Source organism: Micromonospora sp. LHW51205 (assembly GCF_003315815.1).
Classification (GTDB): Bacteria; Actinomycetota; Actinomycetes; order Mycobacteriales; family Micromonosporaceae; genus Micromonospora; species Micromonospora chalcea.
In genome coordinates this window covers 674,481-700,215 of sequence record NZ_QMEZ01000004.1, presented here as the reverse complement: position 1 = coordinate 700,215, position 25,735 = coordinate 674,481, and the positions used below count along the sequence as shown (strand labels likewise).

Below are 25,735 nucleotides of genomic sequence, written 5' to 3'. Positions count from 1 at the left end.
GCCGCCCCGTCCGGGCCGAGCTGCCCTCGGACCGGGTTCTGCCGCTGGCAGATCCGCTCACCGTGAACAAGGGGCGCCATGGCCGGCGGGCGGCGGCAGGCTAAGACGCATGCGACTGCTGATGCTGGGTGGTACGGGCTTTGTCGGTGGTGCCGTGGTGGCCGAGGCGGTACGCCGCGACTGGCAGGTGACAGTGTTCAACCGGGGCGTACACGGGCAGGCGCCGCCCGGCGTACACCGGTTGCGGGGTGACCGGACGGCGCCGGACGGGCTGGCCGCGCTGGCCGGCGGCGAGTGGGATCTGGTGGTGGACACCTGGGACGGCGCGCCCCGGGCGGTCCGGGACGCGGCGTCGGCGCTCGTCGGCGCGGTGCCGCACTACGTCTACGTGTCCAGCGGCTCGGTGTACGCGCCACCCGTCGAGCTCGGCACCGGCGAGGAGGCGCCGACGGTGGCGGCGGACCCGGACGCCGACGACGGCGACTACCCGGAGAACAAGGCGGGCGGGGAACTCGCCGCCACGCGGGTGTTCGGTGACCGGGCGCTGCTCGTGCGCGCCGGGCTGATCCTCGGGCCGGGGGAGGACATCGGGCGGCTGCCGTGGTGGCTGAACCGGATCGCCCGGGGCGGGGACGTGCTGGCGCCCGGGCCGCGTGACCTGCCGATCCAGTACGTGGACGTCCGCGACCTGGCGACCTGGCTGCTGGACCGGGGTGCCGAGGGCGTCGGCGGGGCGTACAACGTGATCGGTCGCACCGGGCACGCGACGATGGGTGAGCTGCTCGACGCGGCGGTGGCGGCGACCGGGTCGGGCGCGACGCTGCGGTGGACGCCGCCGGAGCCGATCCTGGCGGCCGGGGTGGTGCCGTGGAACGACCTGCCGGTCTGGGTGCCGCGGGGGCACGAGTACCGGTGGTTGCAGGAGCGGAACGTCGAGCGGGCGTACGCGGCGGGGCTGGTGTGCCGGCCGGTGACCGAGACGGTCGCCGACACCTGGCGGTGGCTGCGCGAGGTGGGGCAGGTGCCGGCCCGGGCGGGGCGGCCCACACGCGCGCCGGTCGGCCTGGCGCCGGAGCGGGAGGCCACCCTGCTGGCCTCGCTTCCGGCCTGAGCCAGCGCCGGAGCCCGGAGCCGGCACAAGGGCCGTGCGGCCGGCCTGACCCGCGGAGGGGTTCGGGTCAGGCCGGCACGACCGGCAGGTCGAGCACTTCCTCGACCGGGCGACGCGGGGTGGCGCGGCCCGGCTGGCCGTACCCGATCCGCATCACCATCTGCGGGGTGCCGAACCGGCCCAGCGACATCCGCAGCGCCTCCCGGGCGGCCGGCACCTCGATCGGCTGGGACAGCATCGACGCGCTGAGCCCGGCGTCGGTGGCGGTGAGCAGCACCCGCTGCAACGCCTGCCCGGCGAGGATCTGGTCGGCGGAGGTGTTGCCGGCCGAGCCGAGCACCGCGACGAGCGGCTCCGGCTCGAAGTCGCGGCCGGGGGCGCGGTTGCGGCCGCCGAAGCCGCGCTGGGGAAGCAGGTCCTGCGGCTCGCTCTGCGGTCCGCCGGCGCCGGAGGGCACGCCGTCCGGGGCCGGCTCGGAGCGGATCCACTCGGCCCGCTCGGCCACGTACGCGGGGTCGCGTTCCAGCACCCGGTGGGCGCTGCGGGCGACCTCGGCGACCGCGTTCACCGCGCTGGTGCCGATCACCAGCTCCAGCCAGCACTGCTCGGCCCGGGCCGCCTCGCCGAGCCGCCAGCGGGCCTCGGCCGGCACCGGGTCCGGCCAGAACGGCGCGCGGTTGCTGAACCGGCGGCTGATCGCCCCGTACAGGCTCTGCTCGGTCGGGGTGGGGCGGCGCGGCACGTCCGGCACGAGCCGGGCCACGACGTCCGGGTCGGAGGGGTACGGGCGCAGCCGCACCGTGGCCGGGGTGCCCGCCACGGCGAGCGCGAGCCGCAGGTTGAACAGCGCCGCGCCGGCCGCCATGCGCGCGCCCCAGCCGGTCGGGTCGGTGGCGGGCAGGCCGCGCAGCGGGTCGACGGACACCTCGATGCCGCCGTCGACCACCCGGAACCGCCACGGCTGGGTGTTGTGCAGCGACGGCGCCCGGACCGCGTCGGCGACCGCGGCCCGCAGGTCCGCGGTGGTGTATTCGGTCGTCATGGTGGTGCTTCCTCTCGTGCGGCGCCGGCTCCCCCGTCCGGTACACCACTACGGTGCGTCAGCGGGCGGCGCGGTGAGCAGGGCCGGAGGTCCCCACCTGAGCCCGGCCGTCGGTCCCGGCCGGCGCGTGCAGGACGGGACTTTCGACCCGTGCTACTGACGCGGGAAAGCGGGTAGAAAGGACTGATGATCCGGGTGTTCCTGCTCGACGACCACGAGGTCGTCCGTCGTGGCCTTGCCGACCTGCTGCAGAGCAGCGGCGACATCGAGGTGGTCGGCGAGTCCGGCCTGGCCCAGGAGGCGGCGCGCCGCATCCCCGCGCTGCGCCCCGACGTGGCGATCCTCGACGCCCGGCTGCCCGACGGCAACGGCATCGACGTGTGCCGGGACGTCCGCGCCGTGGACTCCTCGATCAAGGGGTTGATCCTCACCTCGTACGAGGACGACGAGGCGCTGTTCGCGGCGATCATGGCGGGCGCCGCCGGGTACGTGCTCAAGCAGATCCGTGGCACCGACCTGGTGGACGCGGTCCGCCGGGTGGCGGCCGGGCAGTCCCTGCTCGACCCGGCGATCACTACCCGCGTGCTGGAGCGCATCCGCAGCGGCGTGGAGCAGCCCCGGGAGCTGAAGTCGCTCACCGAGCAGGAGCGGCGGATCCTGGAGTACGTGGCGGAGGGGCTCACCAACCGGGAGATCGCCGGGAAGATGTTCCTGGCCGAGAAGACGGTGAAGAACTACGTCTCCAGCGTGCTGGCGAAGCTCGGTCTGGAGCGGCGCACCCAGGCGGCGGTGCTGGCGACCCGGTTGCTCGGCAAGAACACCTGACGCCGCCTCAGCCGAGCGGGACGCTCCAGCGCACCTCGGTGCCGCGCGGCTCGGCCCGGCGCAGCGAGAACTCGCCGCCCAGCCGCTCGGCCCGCTCCCGCAGGTTGACCAGACCGCTGCGGGCCGCCTCCGGGTCGCAGCCGATCCCGTCGTCGGTGACGGTGATCTCGACCTGGCCGGAGTCGACGCGTACGCGCACCGACACCCGGTCGGCCTGCGCGTGGCGTACCGCGTTGGACAGCGCCTCGCGCAGCACGGCGGTGAGTTCGCCGCGCAGCTCGTCCGGGACGGCGCTGTCGATCGGGCCGACCAGCTCCAGGTCGGGCCGGTAGCCGAGCGACTCGGCGGCCACTTCGATGGCCTCGCGGATCTCGGTGCGCAGCGCCGCGCTCATCGGGGTGCGCAGCTCGAAGATGGTGCGGCGGATGTCGCGGATGGTGGCGTCCAGGTCGTCGACCGCCTGGTTGATCCGCTTGGCGGCCTCGGGGCGGGCGTTCATCGCGCCGCTCTGCAGTTGCAGGCCGGTGGCGAACAGCCGCTGGATCACCACGTCGTGCAGGTCGCGGGCGATGCGTTCGCGGTCCTCCAGGACCACCAGCAGTTCCCGCTCCTCCTGCCCGCGGGCCCGTTCCATGGCCAGCGCGGCCTGCCCGGCGAAGCTGGCCAGCAGCGCGAGGTCGTCGTCGGCGGCGGGGCCGTGGTCGGGCCGGTAGCCGATCACCAGGACGCCGTGCAGCGTGTCGGCGGCGGCGAGGGGGGAGACCACTGCCGGGCCGGCGACCACGGGCCGGGGCCAGGGCGCCGCGGCGGCGAGGTTCTCCACCTGGTCGTGCCGGCCCGACGTGGCGGACGCGGCGAAACTGGTCTCGGCGGCCGGCAGCACCGCGCCGACCAGTTCCCGGGTGACCGGGTCGGCGCCGTCGACCACCTCGACGGTGAACTGCGCCTCGTCCTCGTCGTAGAGCAGCACCAGGGCCAGCTCGGCCTCGGCGACCTCGCGGGCGCGGCGGGCCACCAGGGTCAGCGCGTCGGTACGGCGTACCTCGCCGAGCAGCACCGAGGTGATCTCGGCGGCGGCGGCGAGCCAGCGTTCGCGCCGGTGCGCCAGCGCGTAGAGGCGGGCGTTCTCGATCGCCACGCCGGCCGCGGCGGCCAGCGCCACCACGATCTCCTCGTCGTCCTCGGTGAACTCGGCGGCGCCCTGCTTCTCGGCCAGGTAGAGATTGCCCCAGACGTGGTCACGGATGCGCACCGGCACGCCGAGGAAGCTGTGCATCGGCGGGTGGTGCGGCGGGAAGCCGTACGAGTTGGGGTGCTTGGTGATGTCCGGCATGCGTACCGGCTTCGGCTCGTCGATGAGCAGGCCCAGCACGCCGCGGCCGTGCGGCAGCTCGCCGATCTTCGCGTGCAGCTCGGGGCTGATGCCGTGGACGATGAAGTCGTGCAGCATCCGGTCGGGGCCGATCACGCCCAGCGCGCCGTAGCGGGCGCCGGCCAGCTCGCACGCCGACTGCACGATCCGCTGCAGCGTGCTGCGCAGGTCGAGGTCGGAACCGATGCCGACGACGGCGTCCAGCAGCGCCCGGAGCCGCTCCCGGCTGGTCACCACCTCGCCGACGCGGTCGAGCATCTCCTGGAGCAGTTCGTCCAGGCGGACGCGGGACAGCGGGGTCAGCCCGAGCGACGGCGCGACGTGCTCGTGCTGGGGCTGGGGTGCGGCGGCCACCGGGCGATGGTATCGCCCGGCGGCCGCCCTGATCGAGACCGGTCAGGTGAGCCGGTCGCGGACCGCCGAGGTGTCGACGGTCTGGGTGACGTCCAGCCGGGGGGTGTGCGGCGGGCCGGCGTGGTTCGGGTCGGCCACACCCAGCCGCATGCTGATGTACGGGAACCCCAGGCCGGCGAGCATCTGGCGTAGCACCTCGCGGGTGCCCTCGACCTCCACCACGCCGGACAGCGGCACCAGCGACACCCCGTGCCGGGTGGCGGTGAGCCAGGCGGCGGAAAGCGCCTCACCGGCGCGCAGCCAGCTCATCAGCTCGTCGTCGGCGCCCCAGAGGATCCCGTACACGGCGGTCTTGTCGTGGCCGGGGCCGATCGGCAGCGATCCGGCGCGGCCGAAGTCGCGGGCCGGAACGGTCGTCTGGGGGGCCTGCTCGGGCAGCACCTCCGGCGGCAGCCCGGTGCCGGTGCCGGCCCGGCTGGTCCAGTACGCCAGTTCCTCGCGCAGTTCCGGGCTGTCCGCCTCGACGGCGGCGGCCTGCTGGGCGGCGGCGGCGAGCTGGATCTTCTGGGTGTCGTCGAGCAGTTGCAGGTTCACGCCTTCGCGGGTGGCGGCCCGGTCGATGTCACCGAGCGCGGCGGTCGGGATCGGCTCGTCGCTGACCGGCCGCCGGTCGGTGTGCCGGACCTGCATGCACTGCACGACGCGCATGGCGTCGGGGTCGGCGCCGGTGTGCTTCAGGCTGGTGATCCGGGCCAGCAGGTCGGGTTCGGCCGGGTCGGGCAGCCGCTCCACCACCGGGGTCCAGCCCTCGGCGGCCAGCGCCACCCGGGCGTGGTGCAGCGCGGCGCCGCAGCTCACCACCAGCAGGTGACCCTCCGGGTCCATGGCGCTGAGGTGCCGTTCGCGTACCACCCGCAGCTCCAGCGCGTCGGGCAGGACAGTCCAGTGCCACGGCTGCGTGTTGTGCACCGAGGGAGCGTGGCCGGCCATTCCGGCGGCCTCCGCGAGCGCGGTGGTCAACGGGCGATCGCCGGCCGGCGTCTCGTGGCTCATCGTCACGACCTTTCCTGTTTTCCCCATCGTGCCCCACGCCCGGGTGGGGACGCCGTTCCATCCCCCGGATTACCCGTGTCGGCCCGCCCGCCCCACGTCCGGCTGAGACGATCCACACGTGGGAAGCGAACCACGCGAGTGCGTACCCGAGCAGCCGGCCCGTGCCCGGCGGTGGGCGTGGGCCGAGTGGGCGCCGCTGGTGCTGCTCACCGCGGCCGTGCTGGCCGGGGCGGCGCTGTGGTTCGCGGGCGCGCACGACGCCGCCCGGCTGGTCTGGGCGGCGGTCACGGTGGTCGCGCTCGTCCCGGCCGCCTGGACCACGCTGCGCCAGCTCTGGCTGCGGCAGTTCGGCGTGGACGTCATCGCGGTGCTGGCGCTGCTCGGCGCGCTGCTGGTGCGGGAGTTCCTGGCCGGCGCCGTGATCGCGGTGATGGTCGCGACCGGGCGGGCGCTGGAGGAGTACGCCCAGCGCCGCGCCACCCGTGACCTGCGGGCGCTGCTGGAACGCGCGCCCCGGCAGGCGCGGCGGCGGACCCCGGACGGCGGGATCGAGGTGGTGCCGCTGGACCGCGTCGAGGTGGGGGACCGCCTCGTGGTCGGGCCGGGCGACGTGGTGCCTGTCGACGGCGTGGTCGAGGAGGCGGCCATGCTCGACGAGTCGGTGGTCACCGGCGAGTCGCAGCTGGTCACCCGCGCGGCGGGCGACGAGGTCGCCAGCGGGGTGGTCAACGCGGGCGCCGGGTTCGGGCTGCGGGCCCGCCGCAACGCGGCGGAGAGCACCTACGCCGGCATCGTCCGCCTGGCCGGCGAGGCCACCGCCCGCAAGGCGCCGATGGTACGGCTCGCCGACCGGTACGCCGCCGCGTTCGTGCCGTTCACGCTGGTGCTGGCGGGGCTGGCATGGCTGCTGTCCGGCGAGTTCACCAGGGCGGTGGCGGTGCTCGTGGTGGCCACCCCGTGCCCGCTGCTGCTGGCGACCCCGATCGCCGTGGTGTCCGGCCTGTCCCGGGTGGCCCGGCGCGGCGTGCTGGTGCGTGACGGTGGCTCGCTGGAGCAGCTCGGCCGCGCTCGTACGCTGCTGCTGGACAAGACCGGGACGCTCACCGCCGGGCGGCCCCGCGCGGCCGAGGTGGTGGTGGCGCCGGGCGGCGACCGGGACGAGGTGCTGCGGCTGGCCGCCTCGGTCGAGCAGCTCTCCCCGCACGTGCTGGCCGCCGCGCTGGTCCGGCAGGCCCGCGAGCGCGGGCTGCCGCTGGCCGAGCCGACCGATGTCACCGAGGAGCCGGGGCACGGCGTGAGCGGGCGCGTCGACGGGCGGATGGTGCACGTCGGGCAGTTCGCAGGTGAGCCGCCGGAGTGGGCGGGCCGGCTCGGTGAGCGCGCCGAACGGGCCGGGCGTTCCGCGGTCTGGGTCAGCGACGACCACGGGCCGCTGGGCGCGATCCTGCTGGAGGACCCGGTGCGCCCGGACGCCCGGCGGACCGTGCGGCGGCTGCGCGAGGCGGGCCTGACCCGGCTGGTGATGGTGACCGGCGACCGTCCGGGCACGGCCCGCCAGGTGGCGCAGATCGTGGGCGTGGACGACGTGATCGCGCGCTGCTCGCCGCAGGAGAAGGCCGAGCGGGTACGCGAGGAGTCGGCGCACGCGGTGACAGTGATGGTCGGCGACGGCGTGAACGACGCACCCGCGCTGGCCGAGGCGCACGTCGGGGTGGCGATGGGCGCGACCGGGGCGACCGCCTCGGCCGACGTGGCGGACGCGGTGCTCACCGTGGACCGCCTGGACCGGCTCGCGGACGCGGTCGAGATCGCCCGGTACGCCCGCCGCATCGCGGTGCAGAGCGCCACCGTCGGGATGGGCCTGGCGGTGCTGGCGATGCTGGTGGCGGCCGCGGGCCGGCTGCCCCCGGTGGCCGGCGCGTTCCTGCAGGAGGGCATCGACGTCCTGGTGATCCTCAATGCGCTGCGCGCGCTCGGCGGTGGCCTGCGGCGGCGGGACCTGCCCCCGCACACGGCGGAGCTGATCGACAGGTACGCGGGCGAGCACGGTGGCATCCGGGACGTGCTGGCCCGGCTGCGGGACACCGCCGACATGGTGGCGACCCGACCGGACGACCCGGCGTGCCTGCCGGCGCTGCGGGAGGTGCACCGGCGTCTGGTCGACGAGGTGCTGCCGCACGAGGCGGCCGAGGACCGGCAGCTGTACCCGGCGCTGGCCGGGCCGCTCGGCAGCGACGAGGCGACCTCCACGATGAGCCGGGCGCACGTGGAGATCGTGCGGCTGGTGGAGCGGATCGGCGGGCATCTCACGGCGCAGCCGGACGGGCGGCTGCGCCGTGACGAGGTGCCGGATCTGCTCGCCGCGCTCTACGGCCTGGACGCGGTGCTGCGCCTGCACCTGGCGCAGGAGGAGGAGGACTACTTCTCGCTCAACCCGGAGGAGGGCTCCACCGCGTCCGGCCGCTGAGGGTGGTCAGCGCTCGCGTACCACGGCGACCGGGCAGTGCGAGTGCTGGATGAGCTGCTGGCTGACCGAGCCGAGCAGCATGCCGCGCAACCCGCCCCGGCCCCGGCTGCCGACCACCACGAGCTGCGCCGACCGGCTCGCCTCCACCAGCAGCGCCGACGGGCTGCCGGGAACGGCCTCGACCTCCACCGGCACGTCGGGGAAGCTCTCCCGCCAGGTGGCCAGCTCCGCCTCGGCAGCGGCCCGCTCGGCGGCGGCGGTCTCCTCCGGGTCGAAGCCCGGCGGCACCCACCTGTCGCCGGGCGGCTCCCAGGCCCGCAGCACCCGCAGCGGCACGTCCCGCTGGGCGGCCCGCTCGACCGCGAAGCCGAGCGCCCGCAGCGCCGTCTCCGAGCCGTCCGAGCCGACCACCACCGGCCCGGACGTGGCGGCCTGACCGTCGCGGACCACCACCACCGGGCAGTGGGCGTGCGCTGTCACCGAGACCGCGGTGGAGCCGGCGAGCAGCCCGCCGAAGCCGCCGTGGCCGCGGCTGCCGAGCACCAGCATCCCGGCCTCGGCGGACCGTTCCTGCAGCACCAGCGCGGGCGGGCCGTCGAACACCTCGCCGTGCACGGTCAGGCCGGGCCGGTCGGCGGCGGCGTCCGCCGCCGCCTTGCGGACCAGTTCCTCGACCTGCCGGCGGGCGGCCTCGTCCGGCCACACCCCCGGGGCCACCCCGGGACCGATCCAGCCGGTCACCGTCAACCACTCGAAGACGTACGCCAGCCGCACCGGCCGGCCCGAGCGGCCCGCCTCGTCCAGCGCCCAGTTCAGGGCGACAACCGCGTCAGGGGAGCCGTCGTACCCGACGAGGATCTCCTCGTTCATTCGCCACTCCTTACCGCCGGATCGTTCTCGCGGACCCAGCGCCACTCGGCGACGCGGGGGTCGTCCTCGCCGTAGCGCCGGGTGTAGTCGCGGCAGGACTGGCGGGCGTCCACCATGTCCTGACGCAGGTGCGCGGCCCGCGACCGCAGCCCCGGTACCCGGTCGATCACGTCGATGACCAGGTGGAAGCGGTCCAGGTCGTTGAGCATCACCATGTCGAACGGCGTCGTGGTGGTGCCCTCCTCCTTGTAGCCGCGTACGTGCAGGTTCTCGTGGTTGGTCCGGCGGTAGGTGAGCCGGTGGATCAGCCACGGGTAGCCGTGGTAGGCGAAGATCACCGGCCTGTCGCGGGTGAAGATGGTGTCGAACTCGTTGTCCGGCAGACCGTGCGGGTGCTCCGACGGCGGTTGCAGGCGCATCAGGTCGACCACGTTGACCACCCGCACCTTCAGGTCCGGCAGGTGCCGGCGCAGCAGGTCGACAGCGGCGAGCGTCTCCAGCGTCGGCACGTCGCCGGCGCAGGCGAGCACCACGTCCGGCTCGACGCCGTCGTCGGTGCTGGCCCAGTCCCAGATGCCCAGGCCGCGGCGGCAGTGCTGGATCGCCTCGTCCATGGTCAGCCAGTTCGGCGCGGGCTGCTTGCCGGCCACCACCACGTTGATGTACTGCCGGCTGCGCAGACAGTGGTCCATGGTGGACAGCAGCGTGTTGCCGTCCGGCGGCAGGTAGACGCGGACCACCTCGGCCTTCTTGTTCATCACGTGGTCGATGAAGCCCGGGTCCTGGTGCGAGAAGCCGTTGTGGTCCTGCCGCCACACGTGGCTGGACAGCAGGTAGTTCAGCGAGGCCACCGGCTCCCGCCACGGGATGTTCCGGGTCACCTTCAGCCACTTGGCGTGCTGGTTGACCATCGAGTCGACGATGTGGATGAACGCCTCGTAGCTGGTGAAGATGCCGTGCCGGCCGGTCAGCAGGTAGCCCTCCAGCCAGCCCTGGCACAGGTGCTCGGAGAGCACCTCCATCACCCGGCCGTCGGGGGAGAGATGGTCGTCACCGGGCACCTCCGCGCCGATGAACGCGCGGCCGGTCACCTCGAAGGCCGCGCCGAGCCGGTTCGAGGCGACCTCGTCCGGGCCGAACAGGCGGAACGTCTCCGGGTTACGCGCGATCACGTCGCGGACCCAGGGGCCGAGCACACCGGTCGCGCCGGCCATCGGCTCGCCCGGCGTCGGCACGTCGACCGCGTAGTCGCGGAAGTCGGGCAGCTCCAGGTCGCGCAGCAGCCGGCCGCCATTGGCCACCGGGTTCGCGCTCATCCGGCGGTCACCGTTCGGCGGCAGGTCGGCCACCTCGGCGACCGGGCCGCCGGTGGCGTCGAACAGCTCCTCCGGACGGTAGCTGCGCAGCCAGCGCTCCAGCTCGGCCAGGTGCTCCGGGTTGTCCCGGACGCCGGAGATCGGCACCTGGTGGGCGCGGAACGTGCCCTCGACCTGCTTGCCGTCGACCCGAGACGGCCCGGTCCAGCCCTTCGGCGTACGCAGGACGATCATCGGCCAGCGTGGGCGTTCCACGCGCTCACCGGAGCGGGCGCGGCGCTGGATCTCGCCGATCTCGTCGACCGCCCGGTCCAGCGTGGCGGCGAGCGACTGGTGCACTGCCGCCGGGTCGTCGCCCTCCACCACGTACGGCTGGTAGCCGAAGCCGCGCATCATGTCGCGCAGATCCGCACGGGGGATCCGGTCCAGCACGGTCGGGTTGGCGATCTTGTAGCCGTTGAGGTGCAGGATCGGCAGCACCGCGCCGTCGCGGGCCGGGTTGAGGAACAAGTTCGACAGCCAGCTCCCGGCCAGCGGGCCGGTCTCCGCCTCGCCGTCGCCGATCACGCAGGCCACCAGCAGGTCCGGGTTGTCGAACGCGGCGCCGTACGCGTGGCTCAGCGCGTACCCCAGCTCGCCGCCCTCGTGGATCGAACCCGGCACCTCCGGCGCCACGTGGCTCGGGATCCCGCCCGGGAAGGAGAACTGGCGGAACAGCCGCTGCATGCCGGTCTCGTCGCGGGGGATGTGGTGGTACAGCTCGCTGTAGGTGCCCTCCAGCCAGGTGTTCGCGACCAGCGCCGGGCCGCCGTGGCCGGGACCGGTGACGAAGATGGCGGACAGGTCCCGGTCGACGATGACCCGGTTGAGGTGCGTGTAGAGCAGGTTGAGCCCGGGGCTGGTGCCCCAGTGGCCCAGCAGGCGCGGCTTGACGTGCTCGGGTCTGAGCGGTTCGCGCAGCAGCGGATTGTCGAGCAGGTAGATCTGGCCGACGGTCAGGTAGTTCGCCGCCCGCCAGTAGGCGTCCAGCCGGCGCAACTCGTCCTCGGTCAGGGGGCTGTGCAGGTTCACCGCGGTGTCCATGCTGCCTTAGCCTCTCGTGGCTCGGGATCTGCTGCCACTCGGGGACCACGTCTTCTTCCCCGGCGGGTTCAGCTTCGCCCCGGTCCGGGGCCGCCGGTCAGGGCCGTAGGTCCCGCCTCGGGTGGGCGTCACGATCCGTCCCCGGCGCCCGTGTCGAGTCCCCGTACGACGATCAGCGGGGCCGGCGAATGGTAGAGCAGGGACTGGCTGACCGCGCCCAGAGTCGACCGTACCGGCCCGTCGCCCCGGGCGGCGACGACTGCGAGCTGCGCCGCGCGGGACCGGTCGAGCAGGACGGATGTCGGCTCACCGTGGACGGTGAGGCAGTCGGTGGTGACCCGGGGGTGCCGGACGGCGTGCCGGTTCACCGCCTCCTCCAGCAGCCCGTCGTCGCCGTCGCCGCACCCGGGCTCGATCACCCGGACGGCGAGCAGGCGGGCGCCGCGGCTCTCCGCGCAGTCGAAGGCGTACCCGAGTGCGGCGCGGGAGCTGGCCGACCCGTCGAAGCCGACGACCAACGGTCCGGGTGGGGCCGGCTCGGCGCGGCCGACCAGCACCGGGCAGCCCGCCCGGGCGGCCACCTCCACGGCCGGCGTGTCGGTGGGTACCGAGTGCGGGCGGGTCGACATGCCGCCGTCACCGAGCGCGATCAGGAACGCGGTGTCGGCGGCCCGCAACAACGCCTCGACCGGTGAGCCCTCGACGATCTCGCCGCTGAGCGGCACCTCCGGCGCGCACTCGGCGGCTGCCTGCCCGGCGGCCTCCAGCAGGTTCTCCGCGTCCGTGCGGCTGCCGCCCGCCGGGGCGGGCCCGGGCGTCGCGGCCCAGTTGAACGCGTGCAGCAGATGCAGCGGCCGGTGGTGGGCGGCGGCCTCGGCGGCAGCGGTGCGGACCACCGCCAGATCCTCCGCCGACCGGCCCACGCCGACGACCACCGAACCGTGGCTGGGTGCGGCCACCCCGGCTCACCTCCCGACCCCGCTTTTCACTCACCGTAGTCGCGGGACCGGGTGCGCCGGACCGGGTCGGCGGAAACCGGCGGTCAGCGCGGGGCGGGCAGGGCGGGGTGGACGCGCAGCACGACGGCTGTGGCGTTGTCCTCGCCGCCCTCGTTGAGGCTGGCGGCGAGCAGGGCCTCGGCGGTGCGCGCCGGGTCGCGCCGGGCGGCGAGCAGGTCGCGCAGCCGGTGGTAGCCGAGCTGGTCGCTGACCCCGTCGGTGCACAGCAGCCAGGTGTCGCCCCGGCGCAGCGGCACGGCGAGCAGGTCCGGCTCGGGCCGGTCGGGGTGGCCGACGTAGCGCAGCAACTGGTAGCGGGCCCGGGCCGCCTCCGGCGAGTCCGGCGGCCACCAGCCGTGCAGCAGACCCAGCCAGGCCATGGTGTGGTCGACCGTCACCAGCTCCAGCAGCCCGTCGCGCAGCCGGTACGCCCGCGAGTCGCCGAGCTGGACCAGCCAGCCCTGGTCGCCGTCGGGCTGGACGACGAGCGCGGTGAGCGTGCATCCGGTCAGGCCGGGCTGCGCCGCTCCGGCCTGGCGTACCCGCCGTTGGGTTTCGGCGACGGCGGCGCGCAGCCCGGCGGGGCCGACGGCGGGCCAGTCGGCGCGGACCCGCGCCACGAACGTCTCGGCCGCGGTCGTGCCGGCGATCCGGCTGCCCTCGCCGTCGCCCATGCCGTCGCAGACCACCGCCAGCGGCAGCTCCGGGTCGACGTGCAGCACGTCGTAGTTCTCCGGGTAGCGGTGCCCGACCACGCTGCCCCCGGCGATCTCCAGGGTGAGGCGGCCGGCGGTGAGCCGGCGCGCGGGCTCGACCGGCCGGTCCAGCGGACGGCGGCGGAACACCAGCGGACCGTAGCACCGCCGCGGGCCGCGGGTGGCAGGCCACGACGGGTGTCAACCAGGGTTGACACCCGTCGTGCTGTCAACCTACATTGACAGCATGAGTCAGGCGACGGAACTCGCGGCGGCGGCCGGCAGCACCGACCCCAAGGTCGGCCTGCGTGCCGTGCTCGCCCTGCGCCGGCTGCTGGAGCGGCTGGAGGTGATCCAGGTGGACAACGCCCGGCGACAGGGCTGGTCCTGGCAGGAGATCGCCGACGCCCTCGAGGTCAGCCGGCAGGCGGTCCACAAGAAGCACGCCGGGCGACCGGCGGTACGCGACAGCTGGGAGGCGTGATGTTCGAACGATTCACCGACCGGGCCCGTGCCGTGGTGCACCACGCGCTCGACGAGGCCCGCACCGAGGGACGGCGGCCGGTCGGCACCGAGCACCTGCTGCTGGGCGTGCTCGCCGACCGCGACAACCTGGCGGTACGGCTGCTCGCGGCCGGTGGCGTCGAGGCCGACGCCCTGCGCGCCGCGGTGGCCCGCCACACCGCGCAGGGCGTGGACGGGCTCGGCGCGGCGGACGCCGCGGCACTGCGCGAGATCGGCATCGACCTCGCCGCGATAGTGGCCCGGATCGAGGAGTCCTTCGGCCCGGACGCGCTGCGTGAGGCGACCCCGCGCCCGCGCCGGTGGTGGCGTCGCGGGACGCACCACGGCACGTTCTCGCCCCGCGCCAAGAAGGTGCTGGAGCTGTCGCTGCGCGAGGCGCTGCGGCTGCGCCACCGGCACATCGGCACCGAACACATCCTGCTCGGCCTGCTGCGCGAGGGCGACGGCCTGGCCGCCGCGGTGCTCACCGAGGCCGGGGTGGACATCGACGACCTGCGACGCCGCATCGACACGGCGCTGCGCGAGGCCGCCTGACACGTACCCGGTTTTCAAACCTGTTTGCGGTCATCGCAACGTCCCGCTGCGCCGGGTCGCCGTCACGCCCCGTGTCCTGCACACTGACGCCGTGGACGGTGCAGACGACAAGCGCCCGGTGAACGCGGAGAACCGCACCCCGCGCTCGGCAGTGGTGGTCAACCCGGTGAAGGTGGCCGACCTGGACGAGTTCCGCCGGACCGTGGAGGGCGCGCTCGCCGCCGCCGGCTGGCCGGCCCCGACCTGGTACGAGACGACAGTCGAGGACCCGGGCCGCGGGCAGACGGAACAGGCGGTGAAGGCGGGCGCGGAGGTCGTCTTCGCCTGCGGCGGCGACGGCACGGTGATGGCGTGCGTGACCGCGCTGGCCGGCACCGACGTGGCGCTGGCGGTGCTGCCCCAGGGCACCGGAAACCTCCTCGCCGCCAACCTCGGCCTCTCGAACGACCTGGCCGCGGGGCTCCAGGTCGCCGTCGAACGCGGGATGCGCCGCCTCGACGTCGGCGTGGTCGGCGACCAGTGCTTCGCGGTGATGGCCGGGATGGGCTTCGACGCCCAGATGCTCGACTCCACCTCCGAGACCACCAAGAAGCGGATCGGCTGGCCGGCGTACCTGATGGGCGCCGCCCGCCACCTGCGCGACCGGCCGATGCGGGTCTCGGTGCGCATCGACGGCCGCCCGCCGCTGCGCCGCCGGGCCCGGTCGGTCCTGGTCGCCAACGTCGGGCGCCTGCAGGGCGGGGTACGCCTGCTCACCGACGCCGAGCCGGACGACGGCTGGCTCGACGTGGCGGTGCTGACACCGCGCGCGCTGCGTCACTGGCTCGCCATGGGCTGGGCGGTGCTGCGCCGCCGCGACAGCGTGCCCCGGATGGAGGTGTTCCGGGCCCGCTCGGTCGAGATCACCAGCACCCGGGCGCAGCCCCGGCAGCTCGACGGCGACCTGATCGAGCCGGGCCGCTCGCTGAAGGTCACCATCCGCCCCGAGTCGCTCTGGCTCTGCGTACCGCGCCCCGAGGAGCACCCCGACCTGGCGGTGGACGCCGACGCGGTCGGCGAGCGCGGCGAGCACCTGGTCGAGGAGGCCCGCCGTGAGTAGCACCAAGCTGGTCCCCGAGACCCGGTTGATGACCGAGAACGAGCTGTCCGCCGACGACGCCTGGCACACGCTGCGCCGGCACGGCGGCTGGTGCCTGCTGCGGGACGCGTTCGTCCGGTTCCGCTACGGCGACGGATTCAGCCACTCCCGGGCGCTGGGGTTGCAGCTCTGCCTGGCGGTGGTGCCGTTCCTGATCGCGCTCACCGGCCTGATCACCGACCTGGGGGTGGACGAGGGCGGCAAGGTCGTCGCGGACACCGTACTGGCCATCACGCCCGGCCAGAGCGAGGCGATGGTGCAGGACCTGCTGACCGACAGCGAGCGCAGCGAGGACGCCGGCGAGCTGGCGCTGACCCTCGGCCTGCTCACCGGGCTGGTCGCGCTGACCACCACGATGGCGCAGATCGAGCGGGGCGCGAACCGGATCTACGGCGTCGAGCGGGACCGCCCGGCGCTGGCCAAGTACCTGCGCGCCACGGTCCTCGCGGTGGTCGCCGGCGTACCCGCGCTGGCCGGCTTCCTCATCCTGGTCGGCGGCCGGGCGATGGGCGAGTCGGTACGGCGGCACTACGAGTGGGGCGACGCCGCGATGGCCGGATGGGACGTGATCCGCTGGCCGCTGAGCCTCGGCCTGACGGTGATCGCCGTCGCGGTGCTGTTCCGGCACGCGCCGCGACGCCGGCAGCCCGGCCTGTCCTGGCTCGTCTTCGGCGCGGCCATCGCCATCGCGATCTGGTGGCTGGCCAGCCTGCTGCTGGCCGCCTACGTGAAGTACAGCGGCGGATTCGGCCAGACCTACGGCGCGTTGACCGGCATGATGGCGCTGTTGCTCTGGGCCAACCTCACCGGCATGGCGCTCTTCGGCGGGCTGGCCTTCGCCGCCCAGCTGGAGGCGATGCGCATCGGCGTGGAGGAGCCGGCCCAGCCGGATCTGTGGCAGCCGGAGGCGCACCGCGAGGACCTGTTCGACACCGGTGAGATGACCTCGCTCTGACGCCGCGCCGGTCCGGCGTGTACGGGACACGCCGATCGGGTACAGCGCGCCTCGCAGAGGAACGAGGGAGGTGCGGTGTGACCGCGGTCAAGGAAGCCGGGCGCCGGCCGCTGGGCCATTTCGCCGAGCGGAGTCTGGCGGGCCTGCTCGCCGTGGCCGGTGCGGGAGTCGGGTTCGGGCTGCTCCTGATGCTCGTCCGGTTCCGCTGGAGCCCGCTGCGCGACGCCGATCATGCGGCGGCCGAGTGGTTCAACGGCCTGGTGGCGCCGCACGGCCCGCTGGTCACGGTGCTCCAGGCGATCACCGACCTGGGCGGCCGGCCGGTGCTGATCTGGCTGGTCACCATCGCGGTGGTGGGTCTGCTGATCCGCCGCCAGTCCCGGCTGGCGGTCTACCTGATCGTCACCGGCGTGGGCGGGCTGATCCTCGACCCGTCGCTCAAGGCGCTCGTCGGCCGGCTGCGCCCGGTGGTGGACGTGCCGATCGCCGACGCCCCCGGCAACAGCTTCCCCAGCGGGCACGCGCTCGGCTCGTTCGTCGCGTACGGGGCGCTGCTGCTGGTGTTCCTGCCGGCCATGTCGCCGCGCTGGCGCAAGCCCGCCATCGCCGTCGCCGCCGTGCTGGTCTTCCTGGTCGGGCTGACCCGGATCGCGCTGGGCGTGCACTTCGTCTCCGACGTGATCGGCGGCTGGCTGCTCGGCGCGGCCTGGCTGGGCGTCACCGCGTACGCCTTCCGGTTGTGGCGGCGCGAGCGCGGCCGGCCGGTGCCGCCGCTGCGCGAGGGCCTGGAACCGGAGGCGGGCGAGGAGCTGGCGCTCGCGCCGGACGAGGAGAAGGTGCTGGAGCACCCCCGCTCCGCGGTGGCCGAGCTGCTGGTCGGCTGGGTGCTCGTCTTCGGCGCGCTCTACGCGTTCGGCATGTTCGTCAGCTACCACGCCAAGGGCACGTTCTTCGACACGCTCGACACGAAGGTGCCGCGCTGGTTCGCCGAGCGGCACACCGACGCGCTCACCGACCTGAGCTGGTGGTGGAGCAAGTTCGGCGACACGCACGCCATCCTGCTGGTGTCGCTGGTGTTCTGCCCGATCGTGCTGGCCGTGTGGCGGCGCTGGCGGCCGGTGCTGTACGTGGTGCTGGCGATGTTCGGCGAGCTGAGCCTGTTCCTGGCCAGCGCCCGGGTGGTGGACCGGCCCCGGCCGCCGGTGGAGAACCTGGACGGGCAGATGCCCACCTCGTCGTTCCCCTCGGGGCACATCGCGGCCACCATCTGCCTCTGGGCGGCCATGGCGGTCATCGTGTTCCCGCGTACCGACAGGTGGTGGCGGTGGCTGTTCGTGGGCATGGCCGTGCTGATGCCGGTCGGCGTGGCCACCTCCCGGATGTACCGGGGCATGCACCACCCGACCGACTTCATGGGCGCGATCCTGCTCGGCGCGCTCTGGCTGTCGCTGCTGTACTGGGTGATCAAGCCGAACGCCGACGTGGACGAGGGCAACCAGCCGGCGATCGAGTCCGAACAGGTGGACGAGCTGGACGACGAGCTGGCCAAGGCCGCGCGGCCGGACTGAGCCGATGCTGCGGGTGATGACCTGGAACATCCGGACCGGCGGGCGGGACGCGGGCGGCGCCGACCGCCGGGACCGGATCGTCTCGGTCGTCACCGCGCAGCGCCCCGACGTGCTGGCGTTGCAGGAGCTGCGCGGCATGGACGCCACGCTGGGCGGGCTGGCCGAGCGGCTCGGGATGGCGGCGTACCTGGCCCGGTCCTGTCTCGGCCAGCCGGTGGCGGTGCTGGTCCGCCCGCCGCTGCGGGTGCTGCGCGCCGGCCGGGTCCGCCGCCCGTTCCACCACGCCGCCGCCCGGGTGCAGGTCGCCACCGGCGCGGGACCGCTGACCGTGCTGAGCACGCACCTGTACCCCTACTCGGGTGGGCGGCGGCGGATGGAGGCGGACTGGCTCGCCGCCGCGCTGCGGCGGACCGGGGGAGAGCTGGCGCTGCTGGCCGGGGACCTGAACACGCTGGAGCCCACCGTCGACCACACCGCCCGGCTGGCCGGGCTGGCCACTCCGTACCGGCGGCGGCACCTGCGCCGCGACGGCCGTACCGTGGACACCCGCGCGGTGGCCCGGCTGCTCGACGCCGGGCTGGTGGACCTGTGGCCGCGTTCCGGCGGCGACGAGCCCGGCGGCCGGACCGTGCCGACCCGGCACGGCGGCGCCGAGTTCGCCGGGATGCGGCTGGACTATCTGCTCGCCACCCCGGCGCTGGCCGACCGGGTACGCGCGGTGCGGGTGGTCCGCGACGGTGACGCCGACTCGGCGTCGGACCACTATCCGGTGCTGGCCGAGGTGGACCTCACGGCCGGCTGAACGACGCGCCAGCCCAGACCGAAGGCGTACGTGGGCCGGGGGCGCAGCCACCCCGTTCTGGTGCCGCCGCCGAGCGCGCCGGGCCGGGTGCTACAGGACCAGGTTGAGCAGCACGGTGAGCACCACCGAGGCGACGATCGAGAAGAGGATCATCAGCAGGCAGCCGAGCCCGCCCCCGGCGGGCCGGATCTCGGTGTTCCCGATACGCATGGCGTCAACTCCTCAGCGGTCACAGCTCCCGCAGCCGGGGCAGCAGCTCCTCCTGGGCCCAGTCGAGGAACATCGGCTGGGTGTCGCCGCCCACCTGGACCAGCGCGACGTGGGTGAAGCCCGCCTCGACGAACTTCTTGAACGCCTCGACGTGCCGGTCGGTGTCCGGGCCGCAGGAGATGCCCTCGGCCACGTCCTCCTCCCGGACGAACCGGGTGGCCGCCTCGAACGACTCCGGGCCGGGCAGGTCGGCGTTGACCTTCCAGCCCAGGCCGAACCAGCGGAACTGGTCGTGCACGATCTTGCGGCACTCGTCCTCGTCCGGGCCGTAGCAGATGGCCACCTGCCCGTAGCGGGGGCGGCCCGCGCCACCGGCCTCCTCGTACATGTCGATCAGGTGCGACAGCGGGTCGGTGGCGATCATCGCGTCGGCGTACTCGGCGGCGAGCGTGGCCGACTGTCGCCCGGACGCGGCCACCGCCATCGGCACCGGCCGGTCCGGGCGGTCCCAGACGTACGCGTCGGGCACGTCGAAGTGGTTGCCGGAGAACGTCAGCGTCTCGCCGTTGAGCAGCGGCCGGATGATCTGCAACGCCTCCTCGAACATCTCGTGCCGCTGCTGCACGTGCGGCCATCCGCCCACCACGTGCTCGTTGAGGTTCTCCCCGGCGCCGAGGCCCAGCGTGAAGCGGCCGTCCGAGAGCACCCCGATGGTGCTGGCCTTCTGCGCCACCACGGCCGGGTGGTACCGCCGGATCGGGCAGGTCACGAACGACATCAGCTCCGCCCGGCTGGTGGCGTGCGCGACCGCGCCGAGCACCGACCAGGCGTACGGGGAGTGGCCCTGGGACTCCAGCCAGGGGTAGTAGTGGTCGGACATGACCAGGTGGTCGAAGCCGGCGGCCTCGGCGCGTACGGCGTGGTCGACGAGTTCCTTCGGGCCGGCCTGCTCGCACATGAGGGTGTAACCGACGTTGACCATGGCACGTCTCCTTCCCGGGCGGATCGTCCCCGGATACCCCGCCCGGCGCGGGTCAACCCTGCTGTCCGCTTTCGCATTCGTCTCTTAACCGGTTCAGTTCATGCGGCGCGCCAAGCGGTGTCGCCTCCCGGCCGATCCTGCTTAACCGGTTGCCTCACGCCTTCCATCGTCCTACGCTGATGCCTGCGTCCGTTCGGGAACCGGGCGGCGGCTACCGGGCTCAGTCGCCACCACCCTCTCACCGTCACCGCACCCCCGCTCGGGCACGGGGGATCCTTCCCCTGAGGACAGCCATGAAGAAACTGCTCTCCGTCGCGGGCGCCGCCCTGCTGACGGCCCTCGCCGCCGTCTTCGCCCTCGGGCAGCCGGCCCAGGCGGCCACCGGCTTCTCCGTCTCCAACGGGCGTCTCTACGACGCCAACGGTGTCGAGTTCGTCATGCGTGGCGTCAACCACGCGCACACCTGGTACCCGCAGCAGACCAGCTCGTTCGCCAACATCAAGGCGCTCGGCGCGAACACCGTCCGGGTGGTGCTGTCCAGCGGCGACCGCTGGACGAAGAACAGCGCCGCCGACGTGGCCAACGTGATCTCCCTGTGCAAGGGCAACCGGATGATCTGCGTGCTGGAGGTGCACGACACCACCGGGTACGGCGAGGACGGCGCCGCCACCACGCTGGCCAAGGCCACCGACTACTGGCTGAGCATCGCCGACGTGCTCAAGGGCCAGGAGAGGTACGTCATCGTCAACATCGGCAACGAGCCGTTCGGCAACCAGGGCTACAGCGCCTGGATTACCGACACGTCGAACGCGATCAAGCGGCTGCGCGCCGCCGGCCTGACCCACACGATCATGGTGGACGCGCCGAACTGGGGCCAGGACTGGTCGTTCACCATGCGCGACAACGCCGGCACCGTGTTCGCCGCCGATCCGCAGCGCAACACCGTCTTCTCCATCCACATGTACGGCGTGTTCGACACCGCCGCCGAGATCAGCGACTACCTGGGCCGCTTCCGTACCGCCGGGCTGCCCATCGTGGTCGGCGAGTTCGGGTTCAACCACTCCGACGGCAACCCGGACGAGGACGCCATCATGGCGTACGCCCAGGCCAACGGCATCGGCTACCTCGGCTGGTCGTGGAGCGGCAACGGCGGCGGCGTGGAGTACCTGGACATGACCACGTCGTTCAACCCGGCCCAGCTCACCAGCTGGGGGCAGCGCATCTTCAACGGCGCCAACGGCATCGCCGCCACCTCCCGTGAGGCGTCGGTGTACGCGAGCACCACCCCGACCGCCAGCCCGACGGTCAGCCCCACCGCGAGCCCGACGACCAGCCCGACCGTCAGCCCGACCCCGCCGCCGCCCACCACGCCCCCGCCGTCCAGTGGCTGCACCGCCACCTACACCGTCGCGAACTCGTGGCAGGGCGGCTTCCAGGGCGAGGTCAAGGTGACCGCCGGAGCGGCCGCGATCACCGGCTGGACGGTGCGCTGGACGTACGCCAACGGCCAGTCCGTCACCCAGGCGTGGAACGCGAGCGTCAGCAACAGCGGGTCGGCGTACACCGCCCGCAACGTCGACTACAACGGCCGCCTCGGCGCGGGCGCGAGCACCACCTTCGGCTTCATTGGCAGCTGGCAGGGCACGAATTCCACCCCCGCGGTGACCTGCACCCCCGCCTGACCCTCTCGTGCGTGATCAAGGAGTTTGTGTCCCGTTCGGACGCCTGCGGTGACACAAACTCCTTGATCACCGGGGTGGGGCGCGGGGTCAGGCCGCGACCACCTCCAGCAGGAGGGCCTGTTCGGGGTGCAGAGCCGGCAGTTGCAGGCCGACCGAGGTCAGCACCGAACCGGTCACCGTGATGCCGTCGCCCGGCCAGGCCAGCCAGCCTGGCGGGGACAGCTCCAGCATCGCCGGCTCGGGCGCCTCGGCGGGCGGACGGACCCGGTAGCGCCGGGCCGGGTCCAGCCCGGGCAGCCGCACCGCGCCCGGCACCTGCGCCGCCGAGGTGGCGACCCGGCTGACCGCGTACACCGCGTGGTCGCGGTCGTGGGCGACCACGCCGTGGGCCTGCACGGCCGGGTCCGGGTGGTCGACTCGGACCACCCGGCCGCCGTGCAGCAGCGGGCGCAGCCGCTTGTGCAGCGCCACCCAGGCGGCGAGCTCGGCCCGCTCGGTCGCGTCGATCGCGGTGATGTCCCACTCGATGCCGTGGTGGCCGAACAGCGCGGTGACCGCCCGGAAACCCAGGTCGTGCACGCGGTGCGTGGTGTGCGAGCGCTGCGGCCCGATGTGGGTGCCGATCAGCTCCGGCGGCAGCAGCAGGCCGGTCCAGCGCTGGATGGACAGCCGTTCCAGCGCGTCGTTGCAGTCGCTGGCCCACACCCGGTCGGTGCGGCGCAGGATCTCCAGGTCGACCCGGGCGCCGCCGGACGAGCAGCTCTCGATCTCGACGCCCGGGTGCCGGGCGCGCAGCTCGTCCAGCAGCCGGTAGACCGCCCGGGTCTGCGCGTGCACGCCGGGCCGCCCGGCGTGCCCGGCCTCGGTGAGGTCGCGGTTGTGGTCCCACTTCAGGTACGCGATCCCGTCGTGCTCGCTCAGCACCGCGTCGAGCCGTTCGAGCAGGTACGCGTACGCGTCCGGGTTGGCCAGGTCGAGCACCTGCTGGTGCCGCCACGGTGGCGGCAGTCGGTCCGGCGCCTGGAGCACCCAGTCCGGGTGGGCGCGGAACAGGTCGGAGTCGGGGTTGACCATCTCCGGCTCCACCCAGAGCCCGAACTGCATGCCGTGCCCGCGTACGTGGTCGATCAGCGGCTGCAACCCGTCCGGCCAGACCTCGCCGTCGACCCACCAGTCCCCGAGCCCGGCCTGGTCGTGCCGCCGGCCCCGGAACCAGCCGTCGTCGAGTACGAAGCGTTCCACGCCGACCTCGGCGGCCGCGTCGGCGAGCGCCCGCAGCCGGTCCAGGTCGTGGTCGAAGTAGACCGCCTCCCACACGTTCAGCGTCACCGGCCGCGGTGTGCGCGGGTGCGACGGGCGGGCCCGCAGGTGCGTGTGCAGCGCCTCGCTGAGCCCGTCCAGCCCGTCGGTGGAGTGGGCCGAGTAGAGCAGGGGAGTGGCGTACTCCTCGCCCGGCCCGAGCACCACCTCGCCGGGCGCCAGCAGCTCACCGCCGCCGAGCGTGGACTCACCTGTCGGGCGGCGCTCGGCGGCGGTGACGTGGTCGCCGCTCCACGCGGTGTGCACCGCCCACACCTCGCCGTGCCGGAAGCCGAACCCGGCGGTGCCCGCGACCAGCAGCAGCGTGGCGTCGTGGCCGGTGCGGCCGTGCCGCCCCTCGCGCACCCACGCGCCCATCGGCCACGGGTGCCGCTGCGGCGCGCGTTCCCGGCACCACCGTCCGGTCAGGTCGAGCAGTTCGGTGGCGACCGCCGGCACCGGCAGCACCGGCGTCAGTTCCCGCAGCTCGTACCGGCCGTCGCCGTCGTTGCGCAGCCGGTGCCGCAGCGTGAGCACGCCCGCCGGGTCCAACGTGATCTCGACGGTCAGGCTCAGCCCGGCATCCGGGTCCGCCGCCCGCACCACCACCCGCCCGGAGGAAAGGAAGGGCCCCTTGTTAACGCCTGGTGCATGTAAAGGGGCCCCTCCTAACCGCGCGGGCCCGCCGGCGGCGGCACCATCGGGCGGCGCTGCGGGCTCGTCGTGCACGTCGAGGCCGGTGAGGCGGAACGCCGTCGACCAGTCCCGGCCGTCGCGGTGACCGGCGAGACCGGGCCGCCCGCTCCACCCGGCGCTCGCCTCGGGCAGCAGCGACAGCACAGTGGGCGCGTCGAAGCTGCTCGGCACCACCGGCGGCACCGTCGCGTCGGCGAGCGCGGGCAGGTCCTCGTCGGGCAGCGGGCCGAGGTCGGCGCCCCAGTGCACGACCCGGGGCAGCCCCGGGCCGCGTGCGTCGAGCACCAGGCTGGTCCGCGCGCGGCGCAGGTGGACGATCGTCATCCCTTGGAGGCTCCCAGCGTGAGACCCCGGACGAACTGCTTCTGCAGCAGGAAGAAGATCACCAGGGTGGGGATCGCGACCAGCACCGAACCGGCCGAGACCAGGTTGTTGTCGGTGAAGAACTCGCCGCGCAGGTTGTTCAGCGAGCTGGTGACCGGGAACTTGTCGCCGGTACGCATGAGCACAGTGGCCCAGAAGAACTCGTTGTAGATCCAGGTGACCTCCAGCGTGGCGAGCGCGGCGAGCGCCGGCCGGCACAGCGGCATCGTCACCTGCCAGTACTGCCGCCACACGTTCGCCCCGTCGACCATCGCTGCCTCGTACAGCTCGTGCGGCAGCGCCTTCATGTAGTTGCTGAGCACGAACACGCAGAAGCCGCACTGGAACGCGACGTTGACCAGGATCAGCCCCCAGTAGCTGTCGTACAGCAGCTCCGAGTCGCTCATCCAGGCCGGCAGCGGGATCTCGGTGAACATCCGGAACAGCGGGATGAGCAGCGCCTGCTGCGGCAGCAGGTTCGCCGCGGTGAACAGGCCGAGCAGCGCGATGTTGAGTTTCCAGCTGAACCGGGCGATCACGAACGCCACGCACGAGGCGAGGAAGAGCGTGAGCAGCACCGCCGGGACCGTGATGTACGCCGAGTTGAGGAAGTGCTTGCCGAACTCGGCGGTGCGCCAGGCGGTGACGTAGTTGTCGACGGTCCAGCCGCCGAGCGACACGTAGCCGTTGGCGGCGGTGTACTCGTAGGAGCGGAACGAGGTGAGCACCGCCCACAGGATCGGGAACAGCCAGCCCACTGCGACCGTACCCAGGAAGAGGTGCAGGACGACCCGGGCGGGCCGCACGGGTCGGCGGCGGCCGGCGGAGACGGCGGTCATCGCTTGTCCTCCCGCATCACGGTCCAGAGGTAGATGGTGATGAAGACGAGCGAGACGGCCAGCATGATCGTCGCCAGCGCGGAGCCGAAGCCGATCCGGCTGGCCTCGCCGACCACGTTCTGGGTGACCAGCGCGGAGATCAGCTCCAGCCCGTTGCGGCCCTTGTTGATGACCCAGACCAGGTCGAACGCGCGCAGCGACTCGATCACCGTCACCACCAGCACGATGATGTTGATGGGGCGCATCACCGGGAAGACGACCCGGAAGAACGTGCTGGTCTCCGAGGAGCCGTCGACCGCGGCGGCCTCCCGCAGGGACGGGTCGACGCCCTTGAGGCCGGCCAGGTAGAGCAGCATGATGTAGCCGACGTGCCGCCAGCCGGCCGCGACCAGCACGGCCCAGATGTTGACGTTCGGGTCGCCGTACCAGTCGGTCTCGCCGCCGAACACGCCGTTGAGCAGCCCCTGGTCGCGGCTGTAGATGAGCTGCCAGACGAAGCCGATGAGCGCCAGCGACAGCACCACCGGCAGGTAGAGCGCGGTCTGGTAGAAGCGGCTGCCGCGAATCTCCTTGTCCAGCAGCACGGCGAGGAACATGCCGAACGGGGTGGCCACCACGAACAGCGCGGCCAGCCAGAGCAGGTTGTTCTGCACCGCGGGGACGAACGGCGGGTAGATGTTCACCACGTCGTCGTAGTTCTTGAGGCCGACCCACTCGATCTCGGAGACCGGGCCGATGCCGTCCCAGTTCGTGCCGGAGAGCAGCACCGTCGCCACCGCGGGCAGCCAGACCAGGCCGGCGACGAGCAGCAGGGGTACCAGCACCATGAGCGTGATGACCACGCGGTCGGTGCGGGACAGGAGCCGTAGCCGGCGACCGCGACCACCGTTGCTGGTGGTCGCGGCCGGCGGCGGCACGGCGCGATCCGCTTGGATCAGGGGCAGGTCGGACATGAT

General features: G+C 73.6%; 21 protein-coding genes. 10 read left to right on the top strand and 11 right to left on the bottom strand.

Going from position 1 to position 25,735, the window contains the following annotated elements:
• The first annotated feature begins 109 nt into the window (after nt 1–109).
• Nucleotides 110–1,111 (top strand): NAD-dependent epimerase/dehydratase family protein, encoded by a 1,002-nt coding sequence (locus DQE82_RS19185; protein ID WP_064447201.1) that lies wholly within the window; start codon nt 110–112, stop codon nt 1,109–1,111.
• Between the two features lie 67 nt (nt 1,112–1,178).
• On the opposite strand, the gene DQE82_RS19180 is transcribed toward DQE82_RS19185, so the two are convergent.
• Nucleotides 1,179–2,153: a nitroreductase gene (locus tag DQE82_RS19180; RefSeq protein ID WP_030501785.1), complete on the bottom strand. Its 975-nt coding sequence runs from the start codon at nt 2,151–2,153 to the stop codon at nt 1,179–1,181.
• 186 nt (nt 2,154–2,339) lie between these two features.
• On the opposite strand from DQE82_RS19180, the gene DQE82_RS19175 reads away from it, so the two are divergent.
• Nucleotides 2,340–2,978: a response regulator transcription factor gene (locus DQE82_RS19175; RefSeq protein WP_013284884.1), complete on the top strand. Its 639-nt coding sequence runs from the start codon at nt 2,340–2,342 to the stop codon at nt 2,976–2,978.
• Between the two features lie 7 nt (nt 2,979–2,985).
• On the opposite strand, the gene DQE82_RS19170 is transcribed toward DQE82_RS19175, so the two are convergent.
• Both DQE82_RS19170 and DQE82_RS19165 read right to left on the bottom strand, forming a co-directional pair.
• A complete protein-coding gene (locus tag DQE82_RS19170; RefSeq protein ID WP_199496047.1) occupies nt 2,986–4,653 on the bottom strand; it encodes a GAF domain-containing sensor histidine kinase in 1,668 nt (555 codons plus the stop codon).
• Nucleotides 4,654–4,746: 93 nt separating this feature from the next.
• Nucleotides 4,747–5,784 carry a nitroreductase gene (locus tag DQE82_RS19165; RefSeq protein ID WP_233514717.1) on the bottom strand — a complete coding sequence of 346 codons (1,038 nt, stop codon included), beginning with the start codon at nt 5,782–5,784 and terminating at the stop codon, nt 4,747–4,749.
• 91 nt (nt 5,785–5,875) lie between these two features.
• Between DQE82_RS19165 and DQE82_RS19160 the strand changes: the two genes are divergently transcribed.
• Nucleotides 5,876–8,224: a heavy metal translocating P-type ATPase gene (locus DQE82_RS19160; RefSeq protein ID WP_113973387.1), complete on the top strand. Its 2,349-nt coding sequence runs from the start codon at nt 5,876–5,878 to the stop codon at nt 8,222–8,224.
• Nucleotides 8,225–8,230: 6 nt separating this feature from the next.
• Here DQE82_RS19160 and DQE82_RS19155 read toward each other — a convergent pair whose 3' ends face one another.
• The 4 genes from DQE82_RS19155 to DQE82_RS19140 form a co-directional block, all read right to left on the bottom strand.
• A complete protein-coding gene (locus DQE82_RS19155) occupies nt 8,231–9,094 on the bottom strand; it encodes a universal stress protein (protein WP_113973386.1) in 864 nt (287 codons plus the stop codon).
• Complete coding sequence (locus tag DQE82_RS19150) at nt 9,091–11,493, bottom strand: phosphoketolase (protein WP_113973385.1); 2,403 nt, start codon at nt 11,491–11,493, stop codon at nt 9,091–9,093. The genes DQE82_RS19155 and DQE82_RS19150 overlap by 4 nt, the downstream gene beginning before the upstream one ends.
• 128 nt (nt 11,494–11,621) lie before the next feature.
• The gene (locus DQE82_RS19145; RefSeq protein ID WP_113973384.1) at nt 11,622–12,452 is read right to left on the bottom strand and encodes a universal stress protein; all 831 of its coding nucleotides are present in this window, start codon (nt 12,450–12,452) and stop codon (nt 11,622–11,624) included.
• 83 nt (nt 12,453–12,535) lie between these two features.
• Nucleotides 12,536–13,336: a PP2C family serine/threonine-protein phosphatase gene (locus DQE82_RS19140; RefSeq protein WP_113973383.1), complete on the bottom strand. Its 801-nt coding sequence runs from the start codon at nt 13,334–13,336 to the stop codon at nt 12,536–12,538.
• A 97-nt stretch (nt 13,337–13,433) separates the two neighbouring features.
• Here DQE82_RS19140 and DQE82_RS19135 point away from each other — a divergent pair, with 97 nt between their 5' ends.
• The 6 genes from DQE82_RS19135 to DQE82_RS19110 all read left to right on the top strand — a co-directional run bounded on the left by DQE82_RS19135 (nt 13,434) and on the right by DQE82_RS19110 (nt 18,708).
• Nucleotides 13,434–13,670, top strand: a complete 237-nt coding sequence (locus DQE82_RS19135; RefSeq protein ID WP_043325563.1) for an HTH domain-containing protein — start codon at nt 13,434–13,436, stop codon at nt 13,668–13,670.
• A complete protein-coding gene (locus tag DQE82_RS19130) occupies nt 13,670–14,245 on the top strand; it encodes a Clp protease N-terminal domain-containing protein (protein WP_064447209.1) in 576 nt (191 codons plus the stop codon). The genes DQE82_RS19135 and DQE82_RS19130 overlap by 1 nt, the downstream gene beginning before the upstream one ends.
• Nucleotides 14,246–14,336: 91 nt before the next feature.
• On the top strand, nt 14,337–15,344 hold the full coding sequence (locus DQE82_RS19125; RefSeq protein WP_113973382.1) for a diacylglycerol kinase family protein: 1,008 nt from the start codon (nt 14,337–14,339) through the stop codon (nt 15,342–15,344).
• A complete protein-coding gene (locus tag DQE82_RS19120) occupies nt 15,337–16,338 on the top strand; it encodes a YihY/virulence factor BrkB family protein (protein WP_043325557.1) in 1,002 nt (333 codons plus the stop codon). Before DQE82_RS19125 ends, DQE82_RS19120 begins: the two co-directional genes overlap by 8 nt.
• Before the next feature lie 77 nt (nt 16,339–16,415).
• Nucleotides 16,416–17,906 carry a phosphatase PAP2 family protein gene (locus tag DQE82_RS19115; RefSeq protein WP_113973381.1) on the top strand — a complete coding sequence of 497 codons (1,491 nt, stop codon included), beginning with the start codon at nt 16,416–16,418 and terminating at the stop codon, nt 17,904–17,906.
• 4 nt (nt 17,907–17,910) lie between these two features.
• The gene (locus tag DQE82_RS19110; RefSeq protein WP_064447211.1) at nt 17,911–18,708 is read left to right on the top strand and encodes an endonuclease/exonuclease/phosphatase family protein; all 798 of its coding nucleotides are present in this window, start codon (nt 17,911–17,913) and stop codon (nt 18,706–18,708) included.
• A gap of 229 nt (nt 18,709–18,937) precedes the next feature.
• On the opposite strand, the gene DQE82_RS19105 is transcribed toward DQE82_RS19110, so the two are convergent.
• Nucleotides 18,938–19,900 carry a TIGR03557 family F420-dependent LLM class oxidoreductase gene (locus tag DQE82_RS19105; RefSeq protein WP_043325553.1) on the bottom strand — a complete coding sequence of 321 codons (963 nt, stop codon included), beginning with the start codon at nt 19,898–19,900 and terminating at the stop codon, nt 18,938–18,940.
• A 293-nt stretch (nt 19,901–20,193) separates the two neighbouring features.
• Here DQE82_RS19105 and DQE82_RS19100 point away from each other — a divergent pair, with 293 nt between their 5' ends.
• Nucleotides 20,194–21,582: a cellulase family glycosylhydrolase gene (locus DQE82_RS19100; RefSeq protein WP_113973380.1), complete on the top strand. Its 1,389-nt coding sequence runs from the start codon at nt 20,194–20,196 to the stop codon at nt 21,580–21,582.
• Between the two features lie 87 nt (nt 21,583–21,669).
• Here DQE82_RS19100 and DQE82_RS19095 read toward each other — a convergent pair whose 3' ends face one another.
• The 3 genes from DQE82_RS19095 to DQE82_RS19085 are packed head-to-tail and all read right to left on the bottom strand — an operon-like array spanning nt 21,670 to nt 25,732.
• The gene (locus tag DQE82_RS19095; protein WP_113973379.1) at nt 21,670–23,901 is read right to left on the bottom strand and encodes an alpha-galactosidase; all 2,232 of its coding nucleotides are present in this window, start codon (nt 23,899–23,901) and stop codon (nt 21,670–21,672) included.
• Nucleotides 23,898–24,779, bottom strand: coding sequence for a carbohydrate ABC transporter permease (locus tag DQE82_RS19090; RefSeq protein WP_013284905.1), 882 nt, complete (start codon nt 24,777–24,779; stop codon nt 23,898–23,900). Before DQE82_RS19090 ends, DQE82_RS19095 begins: the two co-directional genes overlap by 4 nt.
• Nucleotides 24,776–25,732, bottom strand: a complete 957-nt coding sequence (locus DQE82_RS19085; RefSeq protein ID WP_064447215.1) for a carbohydrate ABC transporter permease — start codon at nt 25,730–25,732, stop codon at nt 24,776–24,778. Before DQE82_RS19085 ends, DQE82_RS19090 begins: the two co-directional genes overlap by 4 nt.
• Nucleotides 25,733–25,735: the final 3 nt, after the last annotated feature.

Coding starts and splice junctions, on each gene's coding strand:
- DQE82_RS19185 (WP_064447201.1), top strand. CDS start 110: ATGCGACTGCTGATGCTGGGTGGTACGGGCTTTGTCGGTGGTGCCGTG.
- DQE82_RS19180 (WP_030501785.1), bottom strand. CDS start 2,153: ATGACGACCGAATACACCACCGCGGACCTGCGGGCCGCGGTCGCCGAC.
- DQE82_RS19175 (WP_013284884.1), top strand. CDS start 2,340: ATGATCCGGGTGTTCCTGCTCGACGACCACGAGGTCGTCCGTCGTGGC.
- DQE82_RS19165 (WP_233514717.1), bottom strand. CDS start 5,784: ATGGGGAAAACAGGAAAGGTCGTGACGATGAGCCACGAGACGCCGGCC.
- DQE82_RS19155 (WP_113973386.1), bottom strand. CDS start 9,094: ATGAACGAGGAGATCCTCGTCGGGTACGACGGCTCCCCTGACGCGGTT.
- DQE82_RS19150 (WP_113973385.1), bottom strand. CDS start 11,493: ATGGACACCGCGGTGAACCTGCACAGCCCCCTGACCGAGGACGAGTTG.
- DQE82_RS19135 (WP_043325563.1), top strand. CDS start 13,434: ATGAGTCAGGCGACGGAACTCGCGGCGGCGGCCGGCAGCACCGACCCC.
- DQE82_RS19130 (WP_064447209.1), top strand. CDS start 13,670: ATGTTCGAACGATTCACCGACCGGGCCCGTGCCGTGGTGCACCACGCG.
- DQE82_RS19110 (WP_064447211.1), top strand. CDS start 17,911: ATGCTGCGGGTGATGACCTGGAACATCCGGACCGGCGGGCGGGACGCG.
- DQE82_RS19105 (WP_043325553.1), bottom strand. CDS start 19,900: ATGGTCAACGTCGGTTACACCCTCATGTGCGAGCAGGCCGGCCCGAAG.
- DQE82_RS19100 (WP_113973380.1), top strand. CDS start 20,194: ATGAAGAAACTGCTCTCCGTCGCGGGCGCCGCCCTGCTGACGGCCCTC.
- DQE82_RS19095 (WP_113973379.1), bottom strand. CDS start 23,901: ATGACGATCGTCCACCTGCGCCGCGCGCGGACCAGCCTGGTGCTCGAC.
- DQE82_RS19090 (WP_013284905.1), bottom strand. CDS start 24,779: ATGACCGCCGTCTCCGCCGGCCGCCGCCGACCCGTGCGGCCCGCCCGG.
- DQE82_RS19085 (WP_064447215.1), bottom strand. CDS start 25,732: ATGTCCGACCTGCCCCTGATCCAAGCGGATCGCGCCGTGCCGCCGCCG.